The sequence below is a fragment of the Alteromonas oceanisediminis genome (genome assembly GCF_018474025.1).
Taxonomy (GTDB): domain Bacteria; phylum Pseudomonadota; class Gammaproteobacteria; order Enterobacterales; family Alteromonadaceae; genus Alteromonas_E; species Alteromonas_E oceanisediminis.
Genome location: NZ_JAHCTA010000001.1, coordinates 109,593 through 134,095 on the forward strand (window position 1 = coordinate 109,593; position 24,503 = coordinate 134,095).

Annotated in this window: 20 protein-coding genes; 2 read left to right on the plus strand and 18 right to left on the minus strand. The window is 48.7% G+C overall.

Going from position 1 to position 24,503, the window contains the following annotated elements; translation table 11 throughout:
• Positions 1-8 precede the first annotated feature (8 nt).
• Positions 9-2,084 carry a M13 family metallopeptidase gene (locus KIU71_RS00555; RefSeq protein WP_214129145.1) on the plus strand — a complete coding sequence of 692 codons (2,076 nt, stop codon included), beginning with the start codon at positions 9-11 and terminating at the stop codon, positions 2,082-2,084.
• A 164-nt stretch (positions 2,085-2,248) separates the two neighbouring features.
• Positions 2,249-2,698, plus strand: a complete 450-nt coding sequence (locus KIU71_RS00560; protein WP_214129146.1) for an MgtC/SapB family protein — start codon at positions 2,249-2,251, stop codon at positions 2,696-2,698.
• A gap of 46 nt (positions 2,699-2,744) precedes the next feature.
• Here KIU71_RS00560 and KIU71_RS00565 read toward each other — a convergent pair whose 3' ends face one another.
• The 18 genes from KIU71_RS00565 to flhA all read right to left on the minus strand — a co-directional run bounded on the left by KIU71_RS00565 (position 2,745) and on the right by flhA (position 24,418).
• Positions 2,745-5,549 carry a Kelch repeat-containing protein gene (locus KIU71_RS00565; protein WP_214129147.1) on the minus strand — a complete coding sequence of 935 codons (2,805 nt, stop codon included), beginning with the start codon at positions 5,547-5,549 and terminating at the stop codon, positions 2,745-2,747.
• A gap of 246 nt (positions 5,550-5,795) precedes the next feature.
• Entirely contained in the window at positions 5,796-6,392 is a 597-nt protein-coding gene (locus tag KIU71_RS00570; protein WP_214129148.1) for a DUF938 domain-containing protein, read from the minus strand.
• A gap of 7 nt (positions 6,393-6,399) precedes the next feature.
• Complete coding sequence (gene metH / locus KIU71_RS00575) at positions 6,400-9,027, minus strand: methionine synthase (protein ID WP_214129149.1); 2,628 nt, start codon at positions 9,025-9,027, stop codon at positions 6,400-6,402.
• 10 nt (positions 9,028-9,037) lie between these two features.
• Positions 9,038-10,114 (minus strand): homocysteine S-methyltransferase family protein, encoded by a 1,077-nt coding sequence (locus KIU71_RS00580; protein WP_390881750.1) that lies wholly within the window; start codon positions 10,112-10,114, stop codon positions 9,038-9,040.
• Positions 10,114-11,034 carry a homoserine O-acetyltransferase MetA gene (metA, locus tag KIU71_RS00585; RefSeq protein WP_214129150.1) on the minus strand — a complete coding sequence of 307 codons (921 nt, stop codon included), beginning with the start codon at positions 11,032-11,034 and terminating at the stop codon, positions 10,114-10,116. Before metA ends, KIU71_RS00580 begins: the two co-directional genes overlap by 1 nt.
• A gap of 96 nt (positions 11,035-11,130) precedes the next feature.
• Positions 11,131-12,051, minus strand: a complete 921-nt coding sequence (locus KIU71_RS00590; protein WP_214129152.1) for a hypothetical protein — start codon at positions 12,049-12,051, stop codon at positions 11,131-11,133.
• A gap of 76 nt (positions 12,052-12,127) precedes the next feature.
• Positions 12,128-12,565, minus strand: a complete 438-nt coding sequence (locus tag KIU71_RS00595; RefSeq protein WP_214129153.1) for a DUF2802 domain-containing protein — start codon at positions 12,563-12,565, stop codon at positions 12,128-12,130.
• 17 nt (positions 12,566-12,582) lie between these two features.
• The gene (locus KIU71_RS00600; RefSeq protein WP_214129154.1) at positions 12,583-13,077 is read right to left on the minus strand and encodes a chemotaxis protein CheW; all 495 of its coding nucleotides are present in this window, start codon (positions 13,075-13,077) and stop codon (positions 12,583-12,585) included.
• 25 nt (positions 13,078-13,102) lie between these two features.
• Positions 13,103-13,873 carry a chemotaxis protein CheW gene (locus tag KIU71_RS00605; protein WP_214129155.1) on the minus strand — a complete coding sequence of 257 codons (771 nt, stop codon included), beginning with the start codon at positions 13,871-13,873 and terminating at the stop codon, positions 13,103-13,105.
• Between the two features lie 10 nt (positions 13,874-13,883).
• On the minus strand, positions 13,884-14,645 hold the full coding sequence (locus KIU71_RS00610) for a ParA family protein (RefSeq protein WP_214129156.1): 762 nt from the start codon (positions 14,643-14,645) through the stop codon (positions 13,884-13,886).
• 6 nt (positions 14,646-14,651) lie between these two features.
• Positions 14,652-15,743: a protein-glutamate methylesterase/protein-glutamine glutaminase gene (locus tag KIU71_RS00615; protein ID WP_214129157.1), complete on the minus strand. Its 1,092-nt coding sequence runs from the start codon at positions 15,741-15,743 to the stop codon at positions 14,652-14,654.
• A 61-nt stretch (positions 15,744-15,804) separates the two neighbouring features.
• A complete protein-coding gene (locus KIU71_RS00620; protein WP_214129158.1) occupies positions 15,805-18,054 on the minus strand; it encodes a chemotaxis protein CheA in 2,250 nt (749 codons plus the stop codon).
• 12 nt (positions 18,055-18,066) lie between these two features.
• Positions 18,067-18,813 (minus strand): protein phosphatase CheZ, encoded by a 747-nt coding sequence (locus tag KIU71_RS00625; RefSeq protein WP_214129159.1) that lies wholly within the window; start codon positions 18,811-18,813, stop codon positions 18,067-18,069.
• 109 nt (positions 18,814-18,922) lie between these two features.
• The gene (gene cheY / locus KIU71_RS00630; protein WP_100642107.1) at positions 18,923-19,306 is read right to left on the minus strand and encodes a chemotaxis response regulator CheY; all 384 of its coding nucleotides are present in this window, start codon (positions 19,304-19,306) and stop codon (positions 18,923-18,925) included.
• Positions 19,307-19,348: 42 nt separating this feature from the next.
• Positions 19,349-20,077: an RNA polymerase sigma factor FliA gene (locus KIU71_RS00635; RefSeq protein ID WP_214129160.1), complete on the minus strand. Its 729-nt coding sequence runs from the start codon at positions 20,075-20,077 to the stop codon at positions 19,349-19,351.
• Positions 20,074-20,940: a MinD/ParA family protein gene (locus KIU71_RS00640; RefSeq protein ID WP_214129161.1), complete on the minus strand. Its 867-nt coding sequence runs from the start codon at positions 20,938-20,940 to the stop codon at positions 20,074-20,076. The genes KIU71_RS00635 and KIU71_RS00640 overlap by 4 nt, the downstream gene beginning before the upstream one ends.
• Positions 20,937-22,292: a flagellar biosynthesis protein FlhF gene (flhF, locus tag KIU71_RS00645; protein ID WP_214129162.1), complete on the minus strand. Its 1,356-nt coding sequence runs from the start codon at positions 22,290-22,292 to the stop codon at positions 20,937-20,939. The genes KIU71_RS00640 and flhF overlap by 4 nt, the downstream gene beginning before the upstream one ends.
• 26 nt (positions 22,293-22,318) lie before the next feature.
• Entirely contained in the window at positions 22,319-24,418 is a 2,100-nt protein-coding gene (gene flhA, locus KIU71_RS00650; RefSeq protein WP_214129163.1) for a flagellar biosynthesis protein FlhA, read from the minus strand.
• Positions 24,419-24,503: the final 85 nt, after the last annotated feature.

Sequence of the window (24,503 nt, forward strand, 5' to 3'; positions counted from 1 at the left end):
GGAAATTTATGAAAAAATCAGTAATCGCACTTGCTTTGATCAGTGCACTTGGCTTAGCAGCCTGCACACCTGAAACGTCCACTCAACAAACGGATACATCCGCAGCGGCACCAGTGGCAGACGCTAAACCTGAATTAGGAACCTTTGGCGTCGACCTAAGCGCACGCAATGAAAGTGTTAAACCAGGTGATGATTTCTTTATGTATGCCAGTGGCACATGGTATGACAATTATGAAATGCCCGCAGACAAAACACGATTTGGTGCATTTACCGCATTAGCTGAACGCAGTGAAGACCGCGTTAAGACGATCATTGATGATTTAAACACAGCAACGGATCTCGACGGTGAAGCAAAGCTCATTGCTGACTTTTACCACAGTTACATGGACACAGAAACACTCAATGCCAAGGGCGTAGCACCGATCCAGCCAACGCTTGACGCTATAGCGGCTATCGATAGCGTGCAAGCACTCACGAAAGAATTTGGTAGAGCTTGGTTGACCGACAGTATCACCCCAATATGGGGTGGGCTCTGGTACGATCGACTGGACCCAAATGCGTATCAGTTAAGCGTGGGTGTGGGCGGTTTAGGATTACCGGATCGCGACTATTACCTCAGCGATGACGAACGCTTCGTCACCATCCGCGAAGCGTACAAAAATCATATTACCGAGATGCTGAGCTTCACAGATAGCGAAGATCCGGCGCAAGCTGCTGAAGCGATTTTAGCGCTAGAGACTCAGATCGCTGAAATTCAGTGGCCGCGTGAAAAACGCCGTAATCGCGATCTGACGCTAAATCAAATCGAGCGTGAACAGTTGGATCAGCAATACCCTGGCTTCGATTGGGACACGTTTTTCGAGCCCAGTGGTTTTAAAGTCCCTAACTTAAACGTCACGCAGCCTGAGCCAATCAACGACGTGATTGCGCTGATCAATTCCGTTCCGCTGGCTGATTGGAAGGCATATATGCGCTACCACACAGTGAGTAACAATGCTGATTTGTTATCGGATGATATCTATACGGCAAACTTTGATTTTTACGGAAAAACGTTGAATGGTCAGCAAGAGCCGCGTGATCGTTGGAAGCGCGCGGTGTCACAAATGTCTGGCACCGAGTCGCTTGGCTTTGCGATAGGCAAGGTTTATGTTGACCGCTACTTCCCGGAAAGTTCCAAAACACAAATGGCCGAATTGGTTGAAAATCTTCGCACAGCGCTAGGCGAGCGAATCGAAAACCTCGACTGGATGGGCGAAGAAACCAAAAAGAACGCACAAGCAAAACTTGCGGCCTTTAACCCTAAAATTGGTTACCCTGATGTATGGGAAGACTTTACCGGCTTAACGATTACCCGTGACGATTTGGTAGCCAATGTACAAAACATTCGGGCCTTCTTCCAAGCCAAGCAAGTGGAAGACGAGTTAAAGAAAACCGACCGCAATCGTTGGGGTATGGCGCCGCAGCGTGTCAATGCATACTACAACAGTAGCTTCAACGAAATTGTTTTCCCTGCGGCTATTCTGCAACCGCCCTTCTTCGATCCGAATGCTGATCCTGCCGTGAACTATGGTGCCATTGGTGCCGTTATCGGGCATGAAATGGGTCATGGCTTCGACGATCAGGGCTCAAAATCTGATGCTGAGGGTATTCAGCGAAATTGGTGGACTGATGAAGATCGCGCCGCGTTCGAACAGAAAACCCAGCAACTGATTGCGCAGTACAGTGCATATGAGCCAATCGAAGGTAACTTTGTCAATGGTCAAAACAGCTTAGGCGAGAACATCGGTGATGTCGGCGGGCTTGCCATGGCTTACCACGCTTATCAGTTGAGCCTTGACGGCAAAGAAGCGCCAGTGATCGACGGAACAACAGGCGACCAGCGATTCTTTTTGGCATGGGCGCAGGTATGGAAGGAAAAACGCACCGAAGAAAGCATGCTAAATCAACTACGCGGCGGAACACATGCGCCGGGTCGTTACCGAGCGCTAGCACCACGTAACCATGATGCGTGGTACGAAGCGTTTAACGTTCAGCCTGGCGATGCGCTGTACCTTGCACCAGAAGATCGTGTCCGTATTTGGTAAATAACGGCGACAAAGGGTGCTAGATTAACCTCTGGCACCCTGACTTTTAGTGATCCACGCTGTGCATTCCCACCTGCGCAGACGCTTTTAACTTGCGCTAATCTACGCTAAATTGACAGCCACATCTTATCCACTTGATCCCGTTTGTGTAAAAGGAGTTGCCATTGGAAACAGAGTTTTCGGTCGATTTTCAGCTAATTTGGTATCATTTGTATCAACTCGGTATTGCGTTTGCCCTGACACTGCCGATTGCCTTTGATCGGGAATTAAAATCTGAAGGTGCGGGTTTACGAACGTTTCCACTAGTGGCGGTGTCTACGGCGGCATTTATGCTGGTTGCCAATGATGTGTATCAGGACCCAGAGGCGCAAGCCAGAGTCATGTATGGTGTCATCACGGGGATTGGTTTTATTGGTGGAGGGTCGATCATTAAGGAATCCGGCACCACGCACGGCACGGCAACGGCAGCAGGCATTTGGTTAACAGGCGCAATCGGCGTGTCAGTGGCTTATCAGCGCTACGAAATAGCCATCGTACTGAGTTTAATCGGCTTTGTACTGCTGCACTTTATGGAGCCCTACAAGCGAAAATTGAAGCGCTCTCAGTCAGATTAAAACCTGATTGTGAATTTATCACTAAATTATCATTTTTTTGTATTCGCTAATCCGTCTGTTGGCTTTGCAGGAAAAGCACCACATCCTTGTTGGCTAACTTGTCGGGAACTGTGAGTGATTGGCCAAGTACATCATTGTTATCTGACTTGCCGGCTCCAATCTGGGTCATTATTTTTTCACCGTTAATTGGGTCAATCCAGACTAGTGTATCTGTTTCAGCGGGGATGATTGCCTTTACGGTTTTGCCTGAAGCCTGCTCTACAGTGTAATAAATCAGGCCGAAATTTTTGCCAATCGCCTTATACAATCCATTTTGGGTTGGAACGGGCTGGAGAGTCGCCAGCGGTAGTTCGTTGAAAAAGTCCGCGGCGACTTTTGTTTGCTTCCACAGGTTTTCTCTTTGTCGAAAATCTTCAGAAGATAGATCATTGTGAGGCTGATGTGCGCCAAAATACCATTCAACACCGGTCGCACCTGCCATTAACGCCCCCCATAGCGCGTGGCGTCGCAATGAATCGTGAGTAGGATCATTAGCGTCTATTTTTGCTCCGGTGTCCCACATACCAATTTCATCCATGGTGATCGCCCACCCCTCACCGCCATGACTACCGTTCTGTTTGGATTGCTTACGCCATTTTACGATTTGTTCGTGCACCTCTTCGCGATTGTCGATTTGGAAAGACATACCGTGTAGCTCACTTGCGTAAAGTGGCGGAAGAATATTGTCCTTGTCACTTGGGCTTGGCATAGTGTGCAAAAAAATCGGGTTGTGGTGCGGATCGTGTTGCGCAAAATACGCCGACATTGCAATGCGCTGCGCTGAGTTCTGCCCTTCTGGCGACCAATCAGCGGGACCATTTTCCTCACCTAAATTCCATATCAACCCATTGTGATAACCAAATCGTGCGATCAATTCGCGATAATACAATTTGCGCAACCGTGCGGTATTGCCGCCGTCCAGAAAGAGTTCGTTTTCTGTTTCCTGTGTCACCGCGTGGATCAGCATATTGCGGTTATTTAAGTGTTGGAAAACCATGTCCCATTGGGCCAGTTTACTAACGTCAAACCGTTCCAACGCCTCGTGGTCAATATAAGGCCAAACATCGCGACCATCACCGTTGATATTCATCGTCAAAAAATATTGCGATTGCATCCCCATCGCGGACAAATAATTGATGGAACCCATAATGCCTTTGCCCTTAGTCCCTTGCCACAGTGGATCGCCATGCTCGTAATCTTGTAGATGCGCTTCGAACTCGTGAATAAAGTCGGGCGCTTTTGCTTCCCCGTCACGAGCCTGTTGCGAATGGCGATAGGTACCGTCAATTTCGTGAAACGCCAAAAAGTTTTCTGGGCTATTTGCACCCACCTTGACCCAGTATTTTTCGGTATGAGGGAAGTAAAAATAGCCATTTCTCACCTGCACCTGACCATTAGCAGCAAAAAAATCGCCATTGGGAATGGCCTCTCCCACCTCCACAGCGCCATCTGCGCTTGATACAGGCTCTATCGAGGCTAATTTGTCGCCAGCAAACACAACATCGCTACCACTAAACAATTTGGCGTGATACTGCCAGATGCCTTTTTTCTGAGGTGTAAATAGGGTTCGCCAGATGTCGCCCCGTGAGGCACTGGAATTTGCCGCATTTCCGTCTGCCGCGAAGAAGCCTTGAACCACAACTTCGCTGCCATCTTGGTGAGTAAACACAGTTTGCATGACATAGTCAGTGAATGGATTTACCCTGTCCGTTTCAGAAACTGTCGGGCCATTGATATCGACGCGAATAACCTCGCCAAATGAAATCAATGTGTTTTTGGTCGATTGAATGTCGTTAGTTGTCCTCAACGCCGCCAATGGGATTTTCTCGTAGGTGTCCAGCTCGGGCTCACCGCCTGCATTGCCGCTGCCCGAGACCGTGTAAAGATAATCATCTAACACACCGAATCCTGTACCGTGTCTGCCGTGAGCCAAATCAGGACCGTCTCGCCACTGATTGATTTGTGTATTAAATATACTCACTTCATTGTGAGCCTGTTTCTGCGCTACAGACTCACCACCTGCCAGCACGATATCAGTGCCTAAAGCAATCGCAGAATTTCCGGCACGTGGGATAGGAATATTCGCTGAGTCTGCCAGAGTTGACCATGTGTGTGTCGCAAAGTCATACACGTCAATGCGCGACTGCGTTTGCGACAATCCGTTACCCGTTGAATGAGAGGTTTGTCGTCCACCTGCAGCATAGAGTTTGTTCTTCACGACCACTGCCTGAAAGTGATCTCTCGCATGTGGAGCATCGGGCAACTGCGTCCATTGGCCTGTATAAGGATTGTATTTATCAAACCAGTTAACACTGCCACCTAAATGCCCGTTCGTGAGTCCTCCAAGCATGTACAATTCACCCTGAAATACTACAACGCCGGCTGAGCCGCGCGCCCGGGAAGATGGTATGGGGTGGCGTGAACTTAACGTTTTTGACTCCCCGTTATAAGAAAGCACAGTGTCCACGGTATTTTCTTTTGGCCATGGCCCCGTAAGCGCACCAATGATGTAGATGTCATCATTCAGGCTGACAGGTTGAAAGTGATGCAATTCAAGCGCTGGTGTGATTTGCTTTTCCCACAATCCTGTTTGGGCATTAAATACTTCGATTGCTCGCTCACCTCTACCGCCCAGAAGGACAATCTGATTCTTGTGCGTCAGCATACCTGCCTCGTGGCGAGGCTGATGGTCGCTATCCACACGTGTCCATGTCATTGATTGATTGCTACAGGCCAGCAACCCGCTCAGGAAGAACATGACAGGTAAGGTGAACAAAAAAGACTTCAACACAGAGATTCTTGGCGACGCCACGACACACTCCTTATAGACATTCTGCACAAAAGGCTAATCGATCCGAGTTGGCTCAAATAGGACGAATTGAGCGCTCTGTTGGAAAGTATCGGCGTATTTTTCTGTGTTTAAATCGAAGTAATGTGGAGGCCGCTTCAAATAAGTCTGGTCCATATTTGTGAGGTTTCTTGTTTGCCCTGCCGTTAAGCGTGAATACACACAAGCGGAGGGGAAACAATCGCAACCTAAAAAATCAGGAAATTACCTTTATTCCTGCGTCTTTTGCTTTTTCCAAATAAGTAACAGATTATTTGCTGGCATTGTTATCCTATCAATCAATGTCAATAATTTGCCCCATTGTTGCAATTCAGTGATGTCACGGTAACCGCCATACCCTTCGGCCACTAAATGCCGATGAAAATCTGCGTTACTTTGACTGTTAAATTTGCCATTTTCAGTAAATGGCCCGTACTGACAGAATACCCCGTTGGCCGGTAAATGTTGTTGGATGAGCTGCATCATAAGCTGGACTTCACTACGCTGCATAATGTGTGCGGTATTTGCGCTAAACACAGCGTCAAATTGACCTTTCGGCCAGTCGTCCTTGCCAACCTGAAAAGCAATCGGGCGTTTAAGATTAGGCCAGGGATATTCGTCAATCCAAAGATTAATCCCTTGATGATATTGGGGTTGATCAGATGTTTGCCACGCGAGGTGGGGAAGATGTTTGGCTAAATGCACCGCGTGCTGCCCCGTGCCGGAGCCAATTTCTAATACACGGGTTGCTGCATTAAACTCGCTCTGTAAAACGTCAGCAATAAACTGTTTATTGTTCTCACACGCTTGGCTAAAGGGTTTAGTCATGACCGGCTCAATCACTTAAATTCGGCATCAGCCATTTCTCAGCTTCATCGACACTCCACCCTTTACGAGCGGCGTAGTCCTCAACCTGATCAGGTTGGATTTTGGCCACGGCAAAATAGCGTGATTCAGGATGAGAAAAATACCAGCCAGACACAGAAGCTCCTGGCCACATTGCGTAACTCTCAGTCAGTTGCATGCCGGTGTGTTTTTCAACCTCCAGTAGATCCCAGATGGGTTGCTTTTCGGTGTGTTCAGGACACGCTGCGTAGCCGGGGGCAGGTCGAATGCCCTGATACTTCTCAGCAATAAGGGCGTCGTTATCCAGTTGCTCGTCAGGCGCAAAGCCCCATAGTTCAGTTCGCACTTTTTCGTGCAAATACTCTGCAAATGCCTCAGCCAGTCTGTCCGAGACGGCTTTCACCATAATAGCATTGTAATCGTCGCCTGCGTGCTTAAACGCATCAGACAGCGCATCTTCCTCAACGCCGGCGGTCACAGCAAAAGCGCCGATATAATCTGCCTTATCGCTGCTTTGAGGTGCAATGTAGTCGCTGAGGCAATAATTGGGTTTACCCTTTTTTTCGGTTTGCTGACGCAAGTGGTGGGCGGTCAGTCGCACCTTTTGGCGCGAGTCATCAGTATAAATCAGGATATCGTCACCCTGTGTATTCGCCGGGAACAAGCCCACCACACCGGCTGGTGTCAACGTTTGTTGGCTTGCCAGCTCATCCAACATGGCATTGGCATCTGCGAATAACTTTTTAGCTTCTTCGCCCACCACTTCATCGTTGAGAATGCGTGGATATTTGCCGGCCAGTGACCACGTCATAAAAAACGGTGTCCAATCAATATATTGACGCAGTAATTCAATGCTGGCCGACACACTCTGAACGCCAAGCTGCTGGGGTTTCGGCGGCTGGTAGGCTGACCAGTCAATTGTGACGTGATTCTCGCGTGCCTGCGCCAAAGATACGGGGCGAGTACGGGGCTTCTTTCGGCTGTGCTGATCACGCACAACATCATACTCTTTGGCCAATTGTGCAACATAGGCCGGGCGAAACTCATCACTTATCAATTTCTGGCAAACACCAACTGCCCGACTGGCGTTGGGAACGTACACAACGGGACCGTCATAATGCTGCTCTATTTTAACTGCCGTGTGTGCTTTGGATGTCGTCGCTCCACCAATAAGCACCGGAATAGTAAACCCAAGACGCTGCATTTCTTTGGCAACATAAACCATTTCGTCTAATGAGGGAGTTATGAGACCTGACAAACCAATCATGTCGACATTTTGCGCTTTAGCTTCTTCCAGAATTTTAGCGCAGGGCACCATTACCCCCATGTCGATCACCTCAAAATTGTTACACTGCAACACCACGCCGACAATATTCTTACCAATATCATGAACATCACCTTTCACGGTGGCCATGAGGATCTTGCCGTTGCTGGATTTAACGCCATCTTTCTCAGCTTCAATAAAGGGCTGTAGGTGTGCCACGGCTTTTTTCATTACACGTGCCGATTTAACCACCTGCGGCAAAAACATCTTCCCTTCACCAAATAAATCGCCGACCACGTTCATACCGTCCATTAACGGCCCTTCAATCACGTGCAGTGGTCGCTCGGCCGCAAGGCGGGCTTCTTCGGTATCTTCGATAATGTAATCTGTTAACCCTTTAACCAGCGAATGCTCTAGGCGTTGTTTCACATCCCATTCGCGCCATGAGAGATCTTCCGCTGCGGCCACTTTGCCGCCGCCCTGATATTTGGGCGCAAGTTCAAGCAGCCGGTCAGTGGCATCATCTTTACGATTGAGAATGACATCTTCTACTGCATCACGTAACTCCAACGGGATTTCATCGTAAACTTCCAGTTGCCCAGCGTTGACGATCCCCATATCCATCCCCGCTCGAATGGCGTAATACAAAAACACAGAATGCATTGCCTCGCGCACCGGGTTATTGCCGCGAAATGAAAACGAAATATTAGATAAACCACCGGAAACATGCACGTGAGGCAGCGTTTGCCGTATGCGCCGCGTGGCTTCAATAAAGTCCACCGCGTAATTATTGTGTTCCTCAATACCCGTGGCAACCGCGAAAATATTGGGGTCAAAAATGATGTCTTCTGGCGGAAACCCAACGACCTTGGTCAAAATCTCATAACTGCGTGTGCAGATTTCTACTTTTCGATCTTCTGTATCGGCTTGCCCAACTTCATCAAAGGCCATAACGACTGTCGCCGCACCGTAAGCCTTAAGTAGCTTCGCCTGATGAATAAACGGCTCTTCACCCTCTTTAAGACTGATTGAATTGACAATGGCCTTTCCCTGAATGCACTTAAGACCGGCTTCAATCACAGACCACTTTGACGAATCGATCATAATCGGCACGCGAGATATATCGGGCTCTGATGCAATAAGATTCAAAAACTGCACCATCGCAGCTTCGGAGTCGAGCATCGCTTCATCCATGTTGATGTCGATAATTTGCGCGCCGTTGTCTACTTGCTGACGCGCTACGTCGAGGGCGGCTTCAAAATCGCCGTTAAGAATAAGCCGTTTAAATACCGCTGAACCGGTCACATTTGTACGTTCACCAATGTTGATAAAGGTTGAGAATTGCTCTGACATTAACAGCTTCCTAGTGGACGAAGGGTTCGAGACCGGAGAGACGCATTTTTACGTCTATGGTTGGCAAAGCCCGTGGCGTAACACCCTGCACGACGTCAGCGATGGCGCGAATGTGCTCGGGTGTACTTCCGCAACATCCACCGACAATATTAACCAACCCGGATGAAGCCCATTCGGCAATGTGAGCTGCCATCTCGTCAGGTTCCATATCATACTCGCCAAACTCATTGGGCAAGCCTGCATTGGGGTGAGCCGAAACGAGACATTCACTTATCTGGGCAATTTCCGCGACGTACTGACGCAGCAAATCTGGCCCTAGCGCACAATTTAATCCGAATGAGAACGGCTTTATGTGTCGCAAGGAGTAATAGAACGCTTCTGCGGTTTGACCCGACAGGGTTCGTCCTGAGGCATCAGTAATGGTACCTGATATCATCACCGGAACTTCGTCACCGCGCGCGTCAAACACCTGTTGAACCGCAAAGGCTGCGGCCTTTGCATTTAGGGTATCGAACACGGTTTCAATCAAGATAAGATCAACGCCGCCCTCCAGCAAAGCTTCCGTGGATTCGACATAGGCCTCGACGAGCTGATCAAAAGTCACATTCCGCTTCGCTGGATCGTTCACGTCCGGCGAAATTGATGCAGTGCGGTTTGTCGGGCCTAAAACGCCAGCCACATAGCGCGGTTTATCGGGTGTCTTTGCGGTAAATTCGTCAGCCACTTTACGCGCCAATTGCGCTGCAACGAGATTAATCTCCTTAGCGATCGTTTGCATATCATAGTCAGCCATTGCGATCGTTGTGGCATTAAATGTATTGGTTTCGATAATGTCTGCGCCCGCCGCGAAATACTCGGCATGAATGGCAGCGATGATGTCAGGCTGAGTAATGGCGAGCAAATCGTTGTTGCCTTTCACGTCACAATGCCACTCTTTAAACGCGTCACCCCGATAATCTTGCTCGCTCAGTGAATACCGCTGGATCATGGTACCCATTGCACCATCTAAGATTAAGATGCGCTGCTGAGCGCTCTCAGTCAGTGAAATAAACGATTGTGTCATGGTATTGATAAATGCCTTATTCATTAAGCACGCAGATCGTCAAGATTGTAGGGCGTGGTTTGATACACAAAGTAATTGAGCCAATTGGTAAACAACAAATTACCATGACTGCGCCATTGGATCATCAGCACATTGCTGGGATCGTCATTCAGAAAATAATTATCCGGAATGCGTGGCTCCAACCCGGCTTCCTGATCGCGCAGAAACTCCTGTTGTAAAGTATCCTCATCATATTCCGGATGGCCGGTCACAAACACCATGCGCTTGTCGTCAGAGGCGATGGCATATGCGCCTGCCTGAGGCGACTTGGCGAGCACGTGAAGTCCATCAATGGCCTCATAATCCGCTGAGTCAATTTCACCAAAACGTGAGTGAGGTGCGAAAAACACCGGATCGAAACCGCGTACCAGCTCATTGGTGGGTTGCAAGACATCGTGAGAATACACCCCACAAAGCTTATCTTGTCTGAGTGTCCGTTGTAGTCCGAAGTAGTGGAACATCGCGGCGTGCGCTGCCCAACAGAGAAACAAGGTAGACTGCACGTGGCGTTTTGCCCAATCCATTACGCGCGTCATACGGTCCCAGTACTTCACATCCTGATAATCCAAATGGGCCAACGGTGCCCCCGTAACTATTAAGCCATCGTAGCGTTTGTGGGCAACGTCATCAAACTGGTGATAGAAGGATTGCATATGTTGTTCGGGTGTATTGCGCGATACCTGAGAATCAATACGGATCAGATCGACGTTGATTTGAAGCGGTGTATTGGACAACAAGCGCAGCAACTGAACTTCGGTTTCAATCTTATTTGGCATTAAGTTGAGTATGCCCACTTCGAGCGGACGGATATCCTGCTCCGCAGCGCGTTTGTCATCCATAGCAAAGATATTCTCGCGTTGCAGGATATCTTGGGCTGGCAGGTCGCTTGGGATCCGGATAGGCATAGTGCGCTCTTCGTGAGTTAATTTACGAGCAGTGTGCCTTAACCGACGAATTTGTCAACATTTACGTCTAGACGGCTAAACGTTTAGACGTAATCATTAGTTCACAGTGAAGCGCTTTCTTGTCGCCGAATTGAGATTAATTTCATAGCCGTTACCGCCAATCCCATTGAATATCTCATCGGTAAAAATCACCGTCGTGTCATTTTTGAATGTGACCGCTTCCTTTTGCGTGACTAAGCCAAGGTCGATCTGATAAATCTGCCCTGAAAAAAAATTATCTCCTTCCCAATCTTCAAACAACCACAACCGATCAGAGCCCAGTAACACCAGTTTAGATCGATCGGGACTTAAGGCTGCAGACGTGATCCAACACAATTCTCGTAAGGTAGAGCAACTGGAGAACTCACCAATGAACTCGGCTTTGAAATTAGCCGCATGGTCGCCAATACGATAGAGCCGCGTTTTGCCATCAAAGGGTAAACTTCGGTTCTTAGTAAACAGATACAGTCTTCGCTTGAAATAAACAAAGGCTTCAATGTCATAGTGAGCGTCAGCAAAATGGTCGCTGCTATCCTGATCGTCAAAGTCGGGGTAAGTAAACTTGATCACTTCTGCGCGAGTTGACGCACTCTTGATATCGATCGGATTCTCGATTTTATAAATCGTCATCCATTCTCTATCTTTGCTGTTGTTACCGAAGTCCCCGATAAAAAAGTGACCAAAATCGTTCTGGGTCATGTCTTCCCAGTCCCAGTTTTTGGCATTCTCGATGTCAATCGTCCGCGACACTTTGCCGTCTGAGTCAATCTGATAGAGGCGCGGTTTGTCGCCCCCGTCGTTGATTGCCCATAAGTTGCCACGCTTATCAAACTCAATGCCGGATATTTCATCCAGCTGTTCGTCCAGCTCAATAAACTGAGTTTCTTTGAGTAGCCAAAACTGATACAGCTGAAAACTGATAGCGACAAAGGCGAAAAAAACGGCTAGAAAGAGAATGGCTTGCTTCGTTGTAGTCACTGCTTGTTCACTTGATAGGCATCCTTGTTATTGAGCCGTAAATAAGGCAATCCATTCCGGTGATTTTACCCTATGCTTAACGCGCGGTTTGCAATGAGCGCAATAATTCCGCTTCGGCTCTGGGAATGCCACAGGTTTCAACCACCTCATCAACCGATGCACCAGCAGCCACCATTTGTTTGGCTTGCTGATACAGTTTTATCTCAGGGTCGTGTAGCTGGATATCGCGCACCGATTGCTCGATAGCTTGGTACTGGTTGGTCAGTGAATCGATCTGATGATTGATATGTTGGTGCACTTCAGACTGCTCCAGTCGCTGTTGGCGTAGCTGGCGTAACAACGTGTCATGAGTTTGCGTTGCGTTTCGCACATGCTCACTGAGGCGATGATCAAGGTCGTTGAGGGCTTCTGCCAATGCATGCTGACGGCTTCGCAGTCGCAAAGCCAACCCTGATATCAGCAATAGCGCTAACACACTGACTGCCAATGCTATATAAACCAACCATTCAGCCAACAAGCGTAAAACACCATTTAAATATTGGTGATCTCATCCCACTCTTCATCAGACAATAGCTTATTGAGATCAACCAGAATTAGCAGCTCGCCATCGCGATTACTGACACCCTGAATAAACTTCGCGCTTTCTTCTGTTCCAACATTTGGCGCACTGTCAATTTCTGATGAACGCAGGTAAACAACCTCTGCAACACTATCGACTAAAATCCCGACCACTTGTTCGTCTGATTCAATGATCACGATGCGGGTATTGTCTGTAATTTCCGTAGGCGGCAGCCCAAACCGTGCCCGCGTATCAATCACGGTAACAACATTACCGCGCAGATTGATAATACCGAGTACGTAATCAGGCGCACCGGGAACCGGAGCGATTTCCGTGTGGCGTAACACTTCCTGCACCTGCATGACGTTGATACCGTAGGTTTCTTCACCCAAACGATAGGTGACCCACTGTAAAACCTCGTCGTTGCTGTCGACTACAGTGTTGCTGTTCGTAATTTTTTCACTCATCCACTTGCTCCCAACAGAGACGGTACTATTTTTGATTACTGTTTAACCCAGCATTTAACAACGAAGTCAGTTGATAAACGTCAATTAAAGCACACATACGTTCTTTTACCATACCAGCTAACCACGGTCGCTTACCGTCTGACTGACGCCACTTTACATCGCTTTTGTTCAGTTCAACAGTATTGATTAGTTTATCACTCGCGAAGCCCCATGGGCTATCAGCTAACATGATAATGTACTGATAGTGTAGCTTTTCTTCCAGCTTTTGCGTGTATTTTTCCGGCATGACCCATTTCGCCGAATTCACAACATTGATTTTTTCATCGCGATGCAACATCACGCCCATAAACCAATCGGGTTTGCCGAAAAGCGGGCCAATCTTATCAATCTGGTGTATGCCTCCCAAGTCAATCAGTGGAACCGCCATGGTTAAGCCAGCAACTTCAAAAAACAAAGCCTGAAACCTTCCCGAAACGCGATCAGCCAATAATGACTGCGGTTGACTCCCCGTCGCATCACTTAACTCTGTTTCGGCCTCGGCCACAGCATCTTTAATCTCGTCGAGCGAGCGATGCTTTTCAATGGCAGGCGATACTTGAGGTTCGCGAAGTGGTGGCGCAGGCTCAACAGGAGACTTTTGCACGGGCACATCAACAGCCTGTTCAACCACCGTAGCCTTTTCAAGCAGCTTTGCAACGCGTTCCGTGGCCGCTAAGGGGTCTGCAGTATCGACCAGCAAATCGTCCAGATACTCCTGCATGACTTCTTCTTTAGCGAAACTTTTACTTCTCGACATAGCCTGAAAACTACCTCAACGACGTTAACAATTTTGTGTATGCATAGGCGCCTCGTGAGCGCGGGGCAAAAAGCGATATGGGTGTTTGTGCCTGGCTGGCCTCGCGAAAACGTGTATCAACTGGAATAGTACTTTTCCATGTTTTGTCTCCATAGTCGCTGCGCAGACTCTTATAGGCATCCAGCGCGGCATTCACTCGTTTATCAAACATGGTAGGCACAATCAATGCATCGAACTGCTTGTTCAGCGATTTACTCATGATTTCCAGCGTGTGCATCATGCGATCCAACCCCTTCAACGCTAAAAACTCAGTTTGCACCGGCACGAGAATCTTATTGCATGCCGCCAAGGCATTCACCATCAATACACCTAACACGGGTGGGCAGTCAATCAACACATAATCAAATTCGTTCTCCACTGCTTTTAGTGCTTTTGTTAACACCAGGCCCATGCCACTTTGAGCACCTAGTTTACGATCTAATGTGGCTAAATTCATCGTCGCCGGTAACACAAATAAGGTATCAAGCTTGGTAGGACAAAGACAATCAAGCAACAGTTCACTGCGGGACGCCATTGGTGAAACAAAAATATCGTAGGTGCTTTTAGTTAATTCTTCTGAATCGATACCAAAATAGTAGCTCAGTGACGCATGAGGATCGGTGTCAATCAATAACACACGTTTGTTTTGCTGTGCCAGAATACCGCCTAGCGAGACCGTTGTGGTTGTTTTACCCACGCCCCCTTTTTGATTGGCAATAGTCCAGATATGCATCGCGTTCTACCCTTTCATTTCAGTCAGAATGCTGGATGCAATTGAATCTAAAGGTAGGCTTCGCTGAGCTATTTTCGCGACGGTTACGGCCTGAGGCATACCGTAAACCACACTACTCTTTTCATCCTGCGCCCATACCACTGAGCCGCGCTGTTTTAACTCACTACAGCCATCACGGCCATCAGCGCCCATGCCCGTTAAGATAATACCCAGCACATCGCCCATATACACTTTGGCAATACTACTGAAGGTAACATCAACCGACGGTTTATACATTTGCTCAGGCCCGGCTACCGTGTCTAATATAGTCAGTCGCGCATTGTTGGATGTTCCGTCGACACGCATTTGTTTACCGCCGGGTGCAACATAGGCATGCCCTGGCTTTAGCACATCGCCCGTTTGTGCTTCTTTTACCTGAATGGCACACAGGCTATTGAGTCGTTCTGCGAAGGCTTCAGTAAATGTGCCTGGCATGTGCTGCACAATCACAATGGGGTATGGATACGAAGCCGGGATGGGCTGCAGCACTTTCTGCAACGCGACAGGGCCGCCCGTTGAGGCACCAATGGCAAGTAATTTATAGCGCTTTCCACTGGCATACGTAGGTGCCGTTTCCACCACTGTGTCTGTTTCGGTGGGTTTACGCCCAGTCAGTACAGAGGATGACCGGAAAAATTTCTGAGTGGGCTTCTGCGCCGTTTTGCGTACTGCAATGGCGCGTACTTTATTACGCAACACCAGGGTGGCTTCTTGCCGGTTTTTAGCGATGTCCTCAAAATTCTTAGGCAGAAAATCCAGCGCCCCCGCATCCAACGCTTCTAATGTGGCCTTCGCACCATCGTGTGTTAATGACGAAAACATAAGAATGGGCACAGGATGCGCCGACATGATGCGGCGAACCGCAGTAATGCCATCCATAATCGGCATTTCAACGTCCATGGTGACAACATCGGGCCTGTGGCTAGCAATGCGAGACAACGCCATTTCACCGTTGCTCGCCTCTGCTACAACCTCGAGCAGAGGGTCTTGATTAAGAATTTCTTTGACTCGGCGACGATAAAACGATGAATCGTCGACCACTAACACTTTAAATGACATGTATGCCTACCATCCAATGACACGCATGGCTGATCGCCATGCGCTGCGCCGCGAGGCTATACTATTTTTTCAGCGCTTTGCGCGCATAACGCTTAAGCAACCCCGGAACATCCAGTATCAACGCGATGCCGCCGTCAGAGGTAATGGTTGCACCGGCCATGCCTGGGGTGCCCTGTAACAGCGCATCCAGTGGTTTAATCACAACCTCCTCTTGGCCGATAAGCGCGTCAACCACGAAACCGATCTGCTGGGTACCAATTTGAACGACGACAACATGGCCCTTGTCTTTTTGCACAGGTTGCTTGTCGTTGCGTTGCAACCATTCACCCAAATAAAACAAGGGGATGGCTTTCGAGCGCACGATCATGGTCAACTGACTATCCACGGTATTGGTCTTCGTAATATCCATATTGATGATTTCGTTAACCGCCCCGAGTGGTAGCGCGAAAGTTTGTTTTCCAACAATAATCATCAACGTAGGCAATATGGCGAGTGTCAGAGGCACTTTAATATCTAAGCGCGTTCCACGCCCCATCTGAGAATCAATACTGACAGAACCGTTCAACTGGTTAATTTTGGTTTTAACCACGTCCATGCCGACACCACGGCCTGACACTTCACTGATTTCGGTCTTGGTCGAGAAACCTGGCGCAAAAATGAGATTGAAGGCTTCAACGTCTGACATGCGGGCTGCCGCATCAGCATCGAGTACGCCTCGACTAATGGCAATCTCCTTAAGCTTTTCGGGATCCATTCCCTTACCATCGTCTTCAATGGTCAACAAGATATGGTCACCTTCCTGTGACGCCGACAATTTCACGGTTCCCATTCTCGGTTTACCGGCCGCTTGGCGATCACCCGGCATTTCAATCCCATGATCGACTGAGTTTCTCACCAAATGCACTAACGGATCCGCCAGCGCCTCAACCAGATTTTTGTCTAAGTCAGTTTCTTCGCCCTCAAGTTCAAGCGTAATTTCTTTTTTCAACGTACGCGCCAGGTCACGTACAACCCGCGGGAAACGTCCAAAGACCTTCTTGATAGGTTGCATGCGCGTTTTCATCACAGCGCCCTGCAAATCGCCGGTAACGACATCGAGATTAGCAATCGCTTTAGTCATGCTCTCATCGTTCACGTCAATACCTAAGCTCAGCAAACGGTTGCGCACCAACACCAGCTCACCCACCATGTTCATGATTTGGTCAAGTCGTTTAGTGTCTACGCGAACGGTAGTCTCAGCCTGGGGAGGCGCAGGAGAGGCTTTTTTATCTTCCTTCTTAACTGGCGTTGCCGGTTTCGCCTCGGCTTTAGCTGGTGCTGCTGCGGGTTTCGCTGGTTCCGATTTAGCGGCCGGCGCTTTCGCTGCGGCTGCAGGCTTGTCGGCTGGCTTGGCGGGTGACTTATCGACAGGCGGTTTAGGTGGCTCTGATTTTTGCGGTGCTTTCGCCGCAGGTCCTTGCCCCTGGCCATGCAGTTGATCCAGTAACGACTCAAATTCGTCGTCGGTAATTTCATCGCTTTCCGCACTTGACGCTGCCGGCTTGCTGGTAGGCTCCGCTGGCTTTTCTTCTTTGGCAGCGGCAAACTGGCCTTTGCCGTGCAACTGATCCAATAACGCTTCAAACTCATCGTCGCTGATATCGTCATCGCCTTGGGCTGGCGCTTGCGTCGCCTTTGGCGCTGCTTTTTCAGGTGCTTTTGCTGCGGTTGGGCCACCACCATCACCGTGCAATTCATCGAGCAACGCTTCAAACTCATCGTCAGTAATTTCGTCGATGTCGCCCTCTGTTGAGGCTGCCGGCGTTTCGGCTGGCGCGTCTACGGTTTCTTCAACGGCAAATTCAATCTCTTCTGCAGGATCATCCGCAACCGTGTCGACACTCTCTGACTCAACGGCGTCAAAGATATTTTCATCGGGCGTTTCGGGTTTGCTGAGTTTGTGTAGAATATCAATCAATTCAGGTGAGGCGGGTTCAAGTGGCTCTCTGGCTTTGACGCGGTCAAACATTTCTACGACAACATCGGTTGCCTGAAGAATGACGTCCATGAGTTCGGGGGTAAGAGAACGCTGACCATTACGCATGACGTCGAACACGTTTTCAGCGCCATGGCATATATCAACCAACTCAGTTAACGATAAGAAGCCCGCGCCGCCTTTAACGGTATGATACCCGCGAAAAATAGCGTTGAGTAGATCCGCATCTTCCGGATTATTTTCCAGATCAACGAGTTGTTCTTGTAATTGCTCCAGTATCTCCCCAGCTTCCACTAAGAAGTCCTGCAATATTTCCTCGTCTACATCGAACGCCATTAATATGCTCTCCTAAAACCCTAAGCTAGACAGCAGGTCATCGACATCATCTTGCCCGCTTACCACATCATCTCGTTGATCAGCATCGATGATTGGACCCTCTGCAGTCACTGTATCGGTCTTTTTCTCGATTTTTTGAGCTTTATGCGATGTATCTCTATCGCCAAATGCCGTGAGCATATGCACCAAGCTGTCTTCAACCTCCTTGACAAGCTCTATGACGCGGCGGATCACCTGACCCGTCAAGTCCTGATACCCCTGCGCCATCAACACTTCAGTCAGTAATGAATTTAACTTTGCAGAATCCGCTGATGCATCTTCTAATAACTTATCTAGCTCCAAACAGAGGGCTTTAAACTCACCCACCTCAATTTGGCGCGTCATCAGCTTCTTCCACTCGGGAAGTATTTTTGCGATCCGCTCATTGAGCGACTCGGCGAGAGGCATGCTGGATTCAACGGCGTCCATGGTGGTGTTGGCCGCTTTTTCTGTTTCTTCAATCACATACAAAAGACGAGATTGCGCATCAGGAATTTCGTCACTCGCAAGCCCTTTGATACGTTCATCAATCTGAAAGCTATTTAACGAATCATGCAATTGACGGGTTAGTTTGCCGACCTCCGCAAACAGTTCAATAGACTCCTTCATTGATGCTACTTCAAGGAGCGCTTTTGCAGACTCGTTATCGCCCGCCTCTAAATATTCGACAAGCTGTTTTGCTTCTTCTAGCGATATTGGCACGTTGGAAGTATCACTCATCCAGTGTCCCCTTTGTCAGTCACTCGACCACGTCAGTTCGCTCATTGTTATTCTGCTCATATCCCGCAGTGCTAGGTGGGGAGCAGATAGCGATCACTGACTGTACGGATTACCCTAAGCGTTCGAAAATCTTTTCTAGTTTTTCTTTCAGCGTCGCTGCGGTAAAAGGCTTAACCACGTAGCCATTCACGCCTGCTTGGGCAGCCGCGACGATTTGCTCTTTCTTGGCTTCAGCGGTGACCATCAAAACGGGTAAGTGCTTAAGACCATCGTCGGAGCGGATCGCTCTTAAGAGGTCGATGCCCTGCATACCTGGCATATTCCAGTCAGTGACCACAAAGTCAAAGTCGCCCTGCTGCAGCATTGGCAATGCAGTACTACCATCATCTGCTTCCTGAATATTGGTGAAACCCAAGTCTTTAAGCAGATTTTTTATGATGCGTCTCATCGTTGAAAAATCATCAACAACGAGAATTTTCATATTTTTATCCAAAACAGCCTCCACTGAGGAACATATCAATTGTTGTTATTATTACTATTCAGTCATTTGCCATGACTGCATGCGAGATTTTAACTTAAGCATGGCTTGGCTGTGGATCTGACTAACACGAGATTCACTGACCTCAAGCACTTCACCAATTTCTCGCAAATTCAGTTCTTCGTCATAATAGAGCGACAATACAATTGCTTCGCGCTCCGGTAAAGTGGTTATCGCCTGCGCCAGCGCTTTCTGAAACGAGCCTTGCATTAAATCTTGAAATGGCGTGTCAGATCCCTTGGTTTGTTCATCACCGATAACATCTTCTGACACACCCAAATCTTCGATGGCAACGAGTTTACCCGCATTTACCTCATTTAGCATCTGGTGATACTGATCCAGCGATACATCGAGCTTCGCCGCGATATCTATATCACGCGCATCCCGCCCCGTTTCCCGTTCGACCTGATTAATCGCTTCGGTGATTGTGCGACTATTTTTATGCACTGAACGCGGTGTCCAGTCGCCTTTGCGAATTTCATCCAGCATGGAACCGCGAATGCGGATGCCAGCAAACGTTTCAAAACTGGCACCTTTTGAGCCATCGAAATTTTTCGCGGCCTCTAATAAACCGATCATACCGGCCTGGATTAAATCATCGACAATAACGCTAGCAGGCAATCTGGCCATCAAATGGTGCGCAATCCGTTTCACCAGCGACGCGTGGCGCTCAACGATGGCGTTCATATCGACTGCTTGCTGGTATGCTGCCACCTTACTATTCACCCGTTATCACCTACCGCCTTGCGGGTAAGCAACTGTTCAAGGAAAAACTCTAAATGCCCGCCCGGCTGATTGGGTATCGGCCAATGGCTTGCCGTTTTAGCTAACTCTGTAATGGCGGTCGACGCTGGCGATGCAGGAAACGCGTCTACGATAGGCTGTTGCTTACGCACCGCTTTGCGAATGTTTTCATCGAAGGGAACGGTCGCGACGAGCTCCAAGGCGACATCAAGAAAGCGACCGGTCACTTTAGACAACTTGCTAAATAATTCCTGCCCTTCACGGGCATTGCGCACCATGTTGGCGACAATTTTAAATTTAAATACACCGTGTTCACGATTGAGAAGCTTGATCAACGCATAGGCATCCGTTAACGATGTCGGTTCATCACATACAACCACCATGATGTCTTGCGCGGCACGAGAAAAACTCAGCACCATGTCTGAAATGCCGGCTGCGGTATCGACGATAAGCACATCGATCGGGCTTTGCAACTCGCTGAATGCCCGAATGAGCCCAGCATGCTGGGTGGGCGAAAGCTCTGTCATGGATTGCGAACCAGAGGTTGCTGGCGCTATTTTGATGCCGTGCGGCCCCGTCACCAACACTTCATCTAAAGTACATTCTCCGGATAACACATGAGACAGGTTTTTATCTACCCGTAACCCCAACATGACATCCACATTGGCCAAGCCAAGGTCTGCATCGAGCACCAAAACCCGTTGCCCCTGCTTAGCCATAGCGATAGCAGTATTCAGCGTGATGTTGGTTTTACCCACACCGCCTTTACCGCCCGTCACCGCAATGACTTTAATTAAACGTGACTGTTTCATTTTTCGTAAGCCGCTAGCCTGATCTTCAATCATACTGCTCGTGCTGAATCTGACGCTACTGTTTTGCTAGTATGGTGCAACTTGTACTTTTTATAAAGCCTTGCTGCAAGAGAAATAAGATTTTTTGCGTTCGCGGAGGCAATATCCTCGGGAACTTTTTGACCGTCAGTCACAAAGCTCAATGGCAGGTTATGATTAATCGCCACGCTTAAGGCCTCTCCCAATGAGTAACACTCATCCAATTTGGTGAGAATGCAACCGCTCAAGGGTATTTTTCCGTACGCTGAAATCGCCCCATTCAAGGTGGCGTATTGCGCACTAGCCTGAGCCACTAAATAGTATTTTACTGCAACATTACGGTTGTGCTGAAATTGATTTAACTGCCCGATCAGGCGAGCGTCTCGTTGTGAAAAACCGGCGGTATCAATCAGGATCATTCGCTTGTGGCGCAACTGGTGCAGTGTATCAGCCAGCTCTTCCCCGCTTTGCGCTTTTTTGACGGTGCAGCCAATAATCTTCCCGTACGTCGCCAGTTGTTCAAACGCGGCAATACGATAGGTATCAATGGTGACCATGGCAACGTGCTCTGCGCCATATTTTTGCGCATAACGTGCGGCCAATTTAGCCACCGTAGTCGTCTTGCCCGTGCCTGTTGGTCCCACGAGGGCAACAACCCCTGATTGCGCTAATAGGTTCTGACCTTCAATCCGCAATCGATTAGCAATGAGCTTGAGTAACATTAACCATGCCTGACGTTCATCGGCCTCTGAAGGCAAATAATTCACTAACTGCTGTGCCAGTGCTTTATCGATTCCCATTTCAAAAAGTTGTTCTAATAGATAACTGTGCAATGGGTTTTTGACTTGATACTGCTGCTGCGTGAGACCTGCTACTTGAAAGGATAACACATTGCGCAGCGACGCAAGTTCGGCGCGCATATCGTTTAATTGTGAAGAAAATGGCACCTCGCGTTCGCTCTGGTCGGCCGATAACATGTCAGGCTCCGGCGTTTCATACGCGCGTGTGCGACCCGCGCGACTGTGCTCTGCTTTAGCAGGCGCAGGCGCTAACGCCGGCTCGTCTGGTCGAGGTTGATGCTGCTCCTGGGCTTCGCGCTGTTTGTCCAACAACGCACGCAAGCTGTCCGGTCCATCATCACCAATGATTTCGCTTAATGTCGGAACGGCTTTCTTGCGCACAGGTGAGCTAGTCGAAGGCTTAGCAACAGCCGCTTTGACGACGGGCTCTTTATCATAGGCCGCAACAAGTTCAATCCCACCATCGCGCTTTCGGGTTGACATGATCACAGCGTCGCTGCCCAGCTCATCTTTAACTTGCCCTAAGGCTTCGCGCATATCTTTACCGAAAAAGCGTCTAATTTTCATGGTTCAATCTCCAAGTTATACGCACGTTACTGGCCAATCGCGCTAACAATTCTAATCTGTTTATCATCGGGAATTTCTTGGTAGGCCAATACGTGAAGGCCAACCACTGCATTTTTAAGGAAACGGGACAGCACGGGGCGTAACATGCCCGACGTCAGCAAGACCGACGGCTCACCAGCTAACTCTTGCTTTTGAGAGGCTTCGCTCAAAGATTGCTGAATGCGGTCTGCCAGGCCCGGTTCAATCCCTGCGCCGTCCTCGCCACCAGCCTGCAGTGACTTGTGCAGCATCTGCTCAAGTTCAGGGGCCAGTGTGATCACAGGCAACTCTTTTCCACCGCTGTTAATTTCTTGAATAATTAAACGTTTCAACGCGATGCGCACTGCGGAAACCAATACGTCAGGATCTTGACTCTTCGGCCCATATTCAGACAACGTTTGCACGATGGTGCGCATATCGCGGATGGGAACGCCTTCATACAACAACGTTCGTAGCACTTTAACGACTGTGCTGAGCGATAAAATGTCGGGGATTAAACCTTCGATCAATTTAGGATTATTTTTCGCCAGCATGTCTAACAATTGCTGCGTTTCTTCGTGTCCCAGTAGCTGATAAGCATTGGTCGTTAACAGCTGGCTTAGGTGAGTTGCAACAACAGTGGCGGTGTCTACTACGGTGTAGCCTAGCGTCTGCGCATGTTCACGCTGACTGGGTTTAATCCATACGGCATCCAGACCAAACGCCGGATCTTTGGTCGCCTTCCCGTCCAGTTTACCGAAAACCTGACCAGGATTAATCGCGAGTTCGCTGTCATGATTGATATCGGCATCTCCAACTGTTACCCCAAGCATCGAAATGGAATAAGTCGTCGGGTTTAAGTCGAGGTTGTCGCGAATATGAACAGGTGGGATCAAAAAGCCCAGCTCTTGTGACAGTTTCTTTCTGACGCCTTTAATACGCGTAAGTAGCTCGCCGCCCTGAGCTTTGTCAACTAACGGAATAAGGCGGTAGCCGACTTCCAATCCAATGGTGTCAACCTGTTGCACATCATCCCAGCCCAACTCTCTCACTTCGGCGGGTTGCGATGTTTCACTCGGTGCTAACTCAGTAGCGGAGGGTTGCTCTGCCTGTTTTTTCAACGCCTGAGTTCGAATATAACCAAAGCCGCCCAATAGCGCACTGAAACCAAGAAAAGCGATATGTGGCATGCCAGGCACAATACCCATCACAAACAAAATACCCGATGCAATAAACAACGCTTTTGGATTCGCAACTTGTTTGTCGAGCTCTTGGCCCATCTCTTGCGAATCATTCTCGCGGGTAACAATAATGGCCGTAGCAATGGATAGTAATAGCGAAGGAATTTGAGCAACCAGACCATCCCCAATGGTCAAAATGGTATACACTTCAAGCGCATTACCAAACGAAAGATCATGCTGAATAAGACCAATAAATAAGCCGCCGACAATATTGATCAGCATGATAAACAGACCGGCAATGGCGTCACCTTTGACGAATTTTGAAGCACCATCCATCGACCCGTAAAAATCGGCTTCAGAAGTGATTTCTTCCCGGCGTTGGCGTGCCTGCTCCTGATCAATGTAACCGGCGTTCAGATCCGCATCAATCGCCATTTGTTTGCCCGGCATGGCATCCAAAGTGAATCGCGCACTGACTTCTGAAATACGCCCGGCACCCGCGGTAACCACCTTAAAGTTGATGATCAGTAAGATAGCAAACACCACCACACCTACAGCAAAGTTACCGCCAATGACCACTTCACCAAACGCCTGAATCACCTTTCCTGCGGCGTCGCCGCCTTCGTGTCCGTACAGCAGTACAACACGGGTGGACGCGACATTCAGCGCTAGTCGCAACACGGTTGCAATAAGAAGTACCAACGGGAAAATACCAAAATCGACCGGTTTCTTGGTGAATACAGAGACCAGAATAATGACCAGCGAAAGTGCGATATTAAAACTGAACAAGACATCGAGCAGAAATGGCGGCATGGGTAGAATAACCATGCCCATGATTGCCAGAACGACAATCGGTGCACCGAGTCCTGCACCCAATTTTTTAACTTGATTCCTATCAAATCTTTGCCAGTAGGCTGATAGTTCCATGCTTTTCCGAGACTCCTGCAACAACGGAATTTTGACGCCGCTCGCGCGATATCAATGGGTATATCAACTACCGTGCCAGATTGAG

What these genes read in the sequence shown, in the direction of transcription:
- KIU71_RS00555 (WP_214129145.1), top strand. Translation starts at nt 9, where the DNA reads ATGAAAAAATCAGTAATCGCACTTGCTTTGATCAGTGCACTTGGCTTA.
- KIU71_RS00570 (WP_214129148.1), bottom strand. Translation starts at nt 6,392, where the DNA reads ATGACTAAACCCTTTAGCCAAGCGTGTGAGAACAATAAACAGTTTATT.
- KIU71_RS00605 (WP_214129155.1), bottom strand. Translation starts at nt 13,873, where the DNA reads ATGTCGAGAAGTAAAAGTTTCGCTAAAGAAGAAGTCATGCAGGAGTAT.
- KIU71_RS00580 (WP_390881750.1), bottom strand. Translation starts at nt 10,114, where the DNA reads ATGAATAAGGCATTTATCAATACCATGACACAATCGTTTATTTCACTG.
- KIU71_RS00625 (WP_214129159.1), bottom strand. Translation starts at nt 18,813, where the DNA reads ATGAGTGATACTTCCAACGTGCCAATATCGCTAGAAGAAGCAAAACAG.
- flhF (WP_214129162.1), bottom strand. Translation starts at nt 22,292, where the DNA reads ATGAAAATTAGACGCTTTTTCGGTAAAGATATGCGCGAAGCCTTAGGG.
- KIU71_RS00640 (WP_214129161.1), bottom strand. Translation starts at nt 20,940, where the DNA reads ATGATTGAAGATCAGGCTAGCGGCTTACGAAAAATGAAACAGTCACGT.
- KIU71_RS00600 (WP_214129154.1), bottom strand. Translation starts at nt 13,077, where the DNA reads ATGAGTGAAAAAATTACGAACAGCAACACTGTAGTCGACAGCAACGAC.
- metH (WP_214129149.1), bottom strand. Translation starts at nt 9,027, where the DNA reads ATGTCAGAGCAATTCTCAACCTTTATCAACATTGGTGAACGTACAAAT.
- KIU71_RS00620 (WP_214129158.1), bottom strand. Translation starts at nt 18,054, where the DNA reads ATGGCGTTCGATGTAGACGAGGAAATATTGCAGGACTTCTTAGTGGAA.
- flhA (WP_214129163.1), bottom strand. Translation starts at nt 24,418, where the DNA reads ATGGAACTATCAGCCTACTGGCAAAGATTTGATAGGAATCAAGTTAAA.
- KIU71_RS00610 (WP_214129156.1), bottom strand. Translation starts at nt 14,645, where the DNA reads ATGCATATCTGGACTATTGCCAATCAAAAAGGGGGCGTGGGTAAAACA.
- metA (WP_214129150.1), bottom strand. Translation starts at nt 11,034, where the DNA reads ATGCCTATCCGGATCCCAAGCGACCTGCCAGCCCAAGATATCCTGCAA.
- KIU71_RS00615 (WP_214129157.1), bottom strand. Translation starts at nt 15,743, where the DNA reads ATGTCATTTAAAGTGTTAGTGGTCGACGATTCATCGTTTTATCGTCGC.